Raw genomic sequence first — 6,219 nt, forward strand, 5'->3', positions numbered from 1 at the left:
AGCGCCCCGCCCCACCAGCCGCCCTCCGGCCAGGCGCCGGGCGCGGCCAGCCAGACCGCGAGCGGCAGGGCGGCCAGCGCCAGCACGCTGTCGAGCGCCAGGTTGAGCAGGATGCGATGCGAAGGGCCACGGGCCATGGCGGGGCTATAGGGCGCGCGCGCCTCGCCCGCCAGAGTTTGGCGCGGGCAACAACTCCCGGTAGAGCCCGACCAGCCGCGCCGCCTCCCCTTCCCAGGCGAAACGACTCCGCGCCGCGCGCCACCCTGACATGCCGAGCGCAGCCCGCCGCGTCGGGTCTGCCAGTTCTGCCACCGCCGCCGCGATCGCCGCCGGGTCGCCGGTTTCCACCAGCAGGCCGCAGCCGGCAGTGCGCACCACCTCGGCCACTTCCTCGGCGAAGACCGGCGCGATGACCGGCAGGCCGGCGGCCATGGCGTCGAACAGCTTGTGGGGCAGCGCCAGGCGGTGGTTCTCCTCCCCACGCTGGAACAGGACCAGCGCCAGGTCGCATCCGCGCAGGCGGGCCAGCGCCTCGGCCTGGGGCAGCCAGCCGGTCACCTCCACGCGACCGGCGAGGCCGAGTTCGGCCGCGCGGCTGTGGAATTCCGCCTCGCTGCCGTCGGTGAAGCGGCCGATCAGCAGCAGCCGCGCATCCGGCGCGGCGAGGGCCAGCGCCGCCAGCATCTGCGGCCAGCCCCGCGCCCGCCCGATGGCGCCGAGATGCCCAAGCACCAGCGGCCCCGGCCGATGCGCGCGCGGCGGTTCCACCGGCGCGGGCGTGTAGTTGCGCACCGCGATCAGCCGCTCGGCGCCGGCGAAAGGCCCGTCCAGCCCGTCCTTCGCCACCACCACGGCATCCGCCGCGACACCCATCACTCGGCAGGCGAGCGCGATCCCCGCCCGCGCCAGCGGCCGCAGCAGCGACGGCAGCCGGGCATCGAGGCGGGAGGGATAATGCTCGTGCACATCCAGCACGACCCGCGCGCCGCAGCGCCGGGCGGCGAGCAGCGCAGCCAGCCAGGCATCGGGCTCGGAGGCGTGGATCACCGCCGGGCGCCACGCCGCCGCATCCCGCGCCAGCGCGAGCAGGCCGCGCAGGCGACGATGGCGGTGCGTGATGATCTCGACGCCGTCCACGCGCGCGGGGGCGTCGGCGCCGCCTGGACACAGATGCATCACGCGCCAGCCAGCGGCCGCCAGCGCCGCGCCTTCCTTGCGCACTACGCGGGTGTCGGCCGGCGGGTGCGCGGCGGACAGCAGAAGGACGGGGGGAGATGAACTCCCCCCGCCCCCCCCTCCTTCTTTGTCATTTGGAGACTGACAGCCGTGGCCAGCGCCCATGGCCAAAAAAGGGAAGGGGTTCGGGGGAGGTTCTCCTCCCCCGACCTTCATCACCACCGTCACGCCCCGAACACCTCCGCCAGATGCGCCCGCATCCGCGCCCCGGCCTTGCCGTCCCACAGCGGAATCTCCTGCGCCCGTCCGGGCGGGTCGCGCACGGCATCCGCCAGGTCCCGGGCCGTCACCAGCCTGTTCCCCCCCGCCTCGACCGTCGCCGGCCGTTCGGTGGAAGGCCGCAGCGTCAGGCAGGGCAGCCCGAGCGCCGCCGCTTCTTCCTGCACCCCGCCGCTGTCGGTCGCGACCAGCCGCGCATGCGCCATCAGCGCGAGGAAATCGAGGTAGCGCAGCGGCGGCAGTATCGTCACGCGCGGCGGCGGAGCGAAGCCGAAGCCCTGCATCCGCGCCCGCGTCCGCGGATGCAGCGGCCAGACCAGCGGCAGGTGCCGCGCCGCCGCCGCGATGCCGTCGAGCAACGCGCCCAGCGCCTCCGGGTCATCCACATTCGCCGGGCGGTGCAGCGTGACGATGCCGAAAGCGCCGGGCGCGATCCCCTCCGGCAAGGGCCGCTCCCGTGCCGAGGGCAGGTGGCGCAGCAGGCTGTCCACCATGGCGTTGCCCACGGCGCGCACGCGCTCCGCGCCATGGCCCTCGGCGATCAGGCGGAACGCCGTCGCCCTGTCCGGCGCCCAGAGCAGGTCCGCGATGGCATCGATCGCACGGCGGTTCACCTCCTCCGGCATGTCGCGGTCGTCGCAGCGCAGCCCGGCCTCCAGATGCGCCACCCGGATGCGCATCTTGCGCGCCGCCAGCCCCGCGGCGAGCGCCCCGTCCACATCGCCCGCGACGACCACGAGCGCGGGGCGCTGCTTCTGCCAGGCGGCCTCGCAGGCCATCATGGTGCGGCCGGTGAGATCGGCATGCGTCCCGCCGGTGACACCCAGCGAGATCGCGGGCGCCGGCAGGCCGAGATCCTCGATCAGGTCCCCGAACATCGCCGCGTCGTGGTGCTGGCCCGTGTGCAGCAGCAGCGGCGCACAGATGGGCGGAGCCTCGGCCAGGGCGTGCCACAGGGCCGCGAGCTTCGGCAGGTTGGGGCGCGCGGCGGCGACGAGATGGACCGCGGGAAGGGTCATGGCGACGGAAGGTCGGGGGAGGGTGAACCTCCCCCGAACCCCCTCCCTTTTTTGGTTTCCGGGCGCAGGCCGCGGCTGTCAGTTCCCAACGGCCAAAGAAGGGAGGGGGAGCGGGGGAGGTTCCCCTCCCCCGCACCTTCAACGACCTCGCAGAACCTGTCCGCCAGCAGCCGCCAATCCCACCGCGTCACGGCCTGCCGCCGCGCCGCCGCCCCCATGCGGTCCCGCAACGCCGGGTCATGCGCCAGGCGCGCCAGCGCCTCGGCCAGCGCCGCGGCGGCGCCCGGCGGCACCGCGATGCCCGAGGGCCCGTCCTCCACGATCCGCGCGGCGCGCCCGGGCTGGTTCGTCACCACGGGCCGCCCGGCGGCGAGCCCGTCCATGATCTTGTTCGGCGCCGTCCACTCGGCGAATTCCGGCACGTCGGCCAGCAGGTGCAGCGCCACCTGGCAACCCGCCTGCAAACGGCCCAACGCCTCGCGCGGCAACGGATCGAGGAAGGTGACATTAACGAGCCCCTCCGCCGCCGCGCGTGCCATGAGCGCGGGCTTCTCCGCGCCCTCTCCCGCAAGGACTACCCGCAGCCGCATCTCCCCCCGCGCGCGCAGGATCGCGGCGGCGTCGAGCAGCGTGCCCAGCCCGTTCGCCCGCCCATGCGCACCGGCATAGAGCGCCAGGCATTCCCACGGCGCGGCCTCCTCCGGCCGCCACGACGAAATATGCGGCCCGAGATGCCGCAGGTCGCAGCCATTCGGCACGACATGCACGCGCCCCGGATCGGCGCCGCGCGCGACCGCGGTTTCCGCCATGCCCTCGCTGAGCGCCACCACGGCGGCGGCACGACGGCAGGCCGCGTCCGCAAGCCGCTCCATCGCGGCCAGGGCCATGCGCGGCACGCCCCCCATCGCGCGCGGCAGTTCCGGCCATGGATCGCGGATCTCGAAGACGAAGGGCGTGCCGCGCAGCGCCCGCCCCACCAGCGCCGGCAGCGCCACCGTCAGCGGCGTGGAGGACGCGACGACGAGATCGAACCGCCCCGAACCCGCGAGCCTCGCCGCCCGCGCCGCGTAGCGCAGGAAGGCCCCGCTGCGCGCCGCGAGCCCCATCGCGTTGCCGCAGGGAATGTCGAATTCCACCACGCGATGCCGGCCGGCGCGCCCTTCGCGGTGCCCTCGCCGGAAGGTGCCTTCGAGCCCCGTGGCGGCCCCGGCGTAGCGACCGCAGGCGACCGTCACGTCATGCCCGCGCGCGGCCAGCGCCTCGGCGAAGACGTGGCTGCGCGTCGCGGTGCTGCCGCCCGGCCCGGAATAGTGCTGGTGGAGGTAAAGGACGCGCATGCTCAGCCCCGGCAGGCGGCGCGGATGGCGGCGATGACGCGGTCCTGGTCCTCCCGCGCCATGCCCGTGCCCGAGGGCAGGCAAAGCCCCTGCGCGAAGAGCCCCGCCGCCACCGCCCCGCCGGCCGAGGGCGCATCGCGGAACGCCGGCTGGGCCGGGAGAGGCTTCCAGACCGGGCGCGTCTCGGTTCCGGCGGCGTCCAGTGCCTGGCGCAGCGCCTCCCGGTCCGCGCCGAAGAGGGCGGGGTCCACCAGCACCGCGCTCAGCCAGCGCGTCGCCCGGCCCCACCCGGGTTCCGGCATGAAGGCAAGGCCGGGCACATCGGCGAGTGCGGCGGCATAGCGCGCGAAGATCGCCCGCCGCGCCGCCACCCGATCCTCCAGCGCCACGATCTGCGCCAGCCCCACCGCGGCGAGCACCGAGGACATCCCGTAGGCATGCCCGGTGACGCTGTGCTGGTAGTGCGGCGCCGGGTCCTTCGCATGGCCGGCGAGGTGCCGCGCCCGCGCCACCAGCACCGGATCGTCCGAGGCCAGCGCCCCGCCGCCCCCCGCGGTGACGATCTTGTTCCCGTTGAAGGAAAAGGCCGCGAGCAGCGCCCCGCGCCCGGCATGCCGCCCGCGGATGGCCGCACCCAGCCCTTCCGCGCTGTCGCTGACCACGGGCACCCCCCAGCGCCCGCAGGCCGCCAGGATGGCGTCGAGATCCGCCGCCTGCCCGTAGATGTCCACCGCCACCACCGCGCGCGGCAACCGCCCGCGCCTCGCGGCTGCGGCCAGTTCCCGCCGCAGCAGGTCGGGATCGAGCGTCCAGGACTCCGGCGTCACGTCCAGGAAGCGCGGCATCGCGCCCATCTGCACCGCCGGCGCGACGGTGGCGACGAAGGTGAAGCCCGGCGCCCAGACCTCGTCCCCCGGCGCGATGTCGAGGACGCGGAAGGCAAGGTGCAGCGCCGCGGTGCCGGAGGCGGTGGCGAGCACATGCGGAAACCCGGTGGCGTCCGCGATCGCGGCCTCGAAGGCGGTAATGGCGGGGCCGGCGGGGGCGACCCAGCCGCTGTCCAGCACCTCCCGCAGGGCGGCCATCTCCCGCCCCGTCAGGTGCGGCGGGGAAAGGTGGATGCGCCGGGGCCAGGCCTCGCCGGCAGGCGTGCCGGACAGGCGGGCATCGGCACGAAGGGGCACCAGGACTGTCACGTCCTGATGCTATAATGACTATTGTAAATCAACCAACGGTTATATCCGCCGTCCGCGGAATGCCGGCATGGTGGCATGCCCCGGCGCCGTCGCGCCCCGACCCGTCGCGGCCAGCACAGTGCAGCGCGCCAGCAGCACCAGGTCGCGCGACAGGCGCGGCGGCGCCTCGGCATAGCGGGCGTCGAGTTCGAGCCGTTCCTCCCAGCCGACCGCGTTCCGCCCCGCCGCCTGGGCCAACCCCGCCAGGCCCGGCCGCACCGCCAGCCGCAACGCCTGGCGCGGCGCATAGAACGGCACGTAGTCCAGCGGCAGCGGGCGCGGGCCGACCAGGCTCATCTCCCCGCGCAGCACGTTGACGAGCTGCGGCAACTCATCGAGCGCCAGCGCCCGCAGCAGGCGGCCGAGGCGTGTCATGCGCGCGGCGTCGTCGCCCGGCCCCTCGCGCAGCGTGCGGAACTTCAGCACCGTGAAGGGCCTGCCGCCGCGCCCCGCGCGCACCTGCCGGAACACCACCGGCGGGCCGAGCGCCACGCGCACCGCCACCGCGACGGCGGCCATCACCGGCGCCAGCACCGCCAGCAGCAGCACCGCGCCGGCGAGGTCAAAGGCCCGCTTGCCGCAGCGCGCGTACATCCCGCCCCTCCGAGGTCACGCCGAGGCCGAGCGCCAGCCCCAGCGCGAACCAGGCCATGCGGTTGCCGAGGTCGGTCGAGACCATCACCGAAAGCGCCACCGGCAACACCAGCGCCGCGACGCGCGCAGCCCGCCAGCCCTCATTCCGCGCGCCGAGCGCGACCGCCGCCGCCGCGCCGCCGCCGAAGGCCAGCAGCCAGAACAGCAGCCCCGGCAACCCGCCTTCGGCCAGCGCCTCGAGCATATGGTTGTGGGGGTAGAGGCCGCGCCGCTCCCCATGCCCCGCCGCGATGGAAAAGCCCCCGGTGCCGAGGCCCCATGGCAGCGCCTCGCCGCCCCGCTCCAGCGCCGCGTGCCACAGCGCGAGCCGGCCGGAGGATTGTGCCACCTCCCCTTCCGCCAGCCGTTCCACCGTGCGCAGCCCGGCGGCGAGCGGCGGGTCGCCCATCACCACGGCGAGCATGAGTCCCGCCGCCGCCAGCACCGCACCGGGCCAGAGCAGCGCCCGCCCGCGCCGCCCCGCGCGCCACAACGCCACGGCCGGCGCCACGGCCAGCGCGAGCACCAGTGCCGCCAGCG

6 protein-coding genes are annotated in these 6,219 nt (G+C 75.3%); all 6 read right to left on the reverse strand.

Going from position 1 to position 6,219, the window contains the following annotated elements; all coding sequences use genetic code 11:
- Positions 1–144 precede the first annotated feature (144 nt).
- Positions 145–1,221 carry a glycosyltransferase gene (locus tag GXW76_RS24615; protein ID WP_211864787.1) on the reverse strand — a complete coding sequence of 359 codons (1,077 nt, stop codon included), beginning with the start codon at positions 1,219–1,221 and terminating at the stop codon, positions 145–147.
- A gap of 179 nt (positions 1,222–1,400) precedes the next feature.
- Positions 1,401–2,474: a non-hydrolyzing UDP-N-acetylglucosamine 2-epimerase gene (gene wecB / locus GXW76_RS24620; RefSeq protein WP_211864788.1), complete on the reverse strand. Its 1,074-nt coding sequence runs from the start codon at positions 2,472–2,474 to the stop codon at positions 1,401–1,403.
- Complete coding sequence (locus tag GXW76_RS24625; RefSeq protein ID WP_211864789.1) at positions 2,471–3,811, reverse strand: glycosyltransferase family 4 protein; 1,341 nt, start codon at positions 3,809–3,811, stop codon at positions 2,471–2,473. The genes wecB and GXW76_RS24625 overlap by 4 nt, the downstream gene beginning before the upstream one ends.
- 2 nt (positions 3,812–3,813) lie before the next feature.
- Positions 3,814–5,007, reverse strand: coding sequence for a DegT/DnrJ/EryC1/StrS family aminotransferase (locus GXW76_RS24630; protein ID WP_338151037.1), 1,194 nt, complete (start codon positions 5,005–5,007; stop codon positions 3,814–3,816).
- Positions 5,008–5,046: 39 nt separating this feature from the next.
- Positions 5,047–5,640 (reverse strand): sugar transferase, encoded by a 594-nt coding sequence (locus GXW76_RS24635; RefSeq protein WP_211864790.1) that lies wholly within the window; start codon positions 5,638–5,640, stop codon positions 5,047–5,049.
- The coding region (locus GXW76_RS24640) for an O-antigen ligase family protein (protein WP_211864791.1) at positions 5,609–6,219 on the reverse strand (611 nt) is incomplete at its 5' end. The genes GXW76_RS24640 and GXW76_RS24635, both read right to left, overlap by 32 nt.

Source organism: Neoroseomonas soli (assembly GCF_018129065.1).
Taxonomy (GTDB): domain Bacteria; phylum Pseudomonadota; class Alphaproteobacteria; order Acetobacterales; family Acetobacteraceae; genus Neoroseomonas; species Neoroseomonas soli.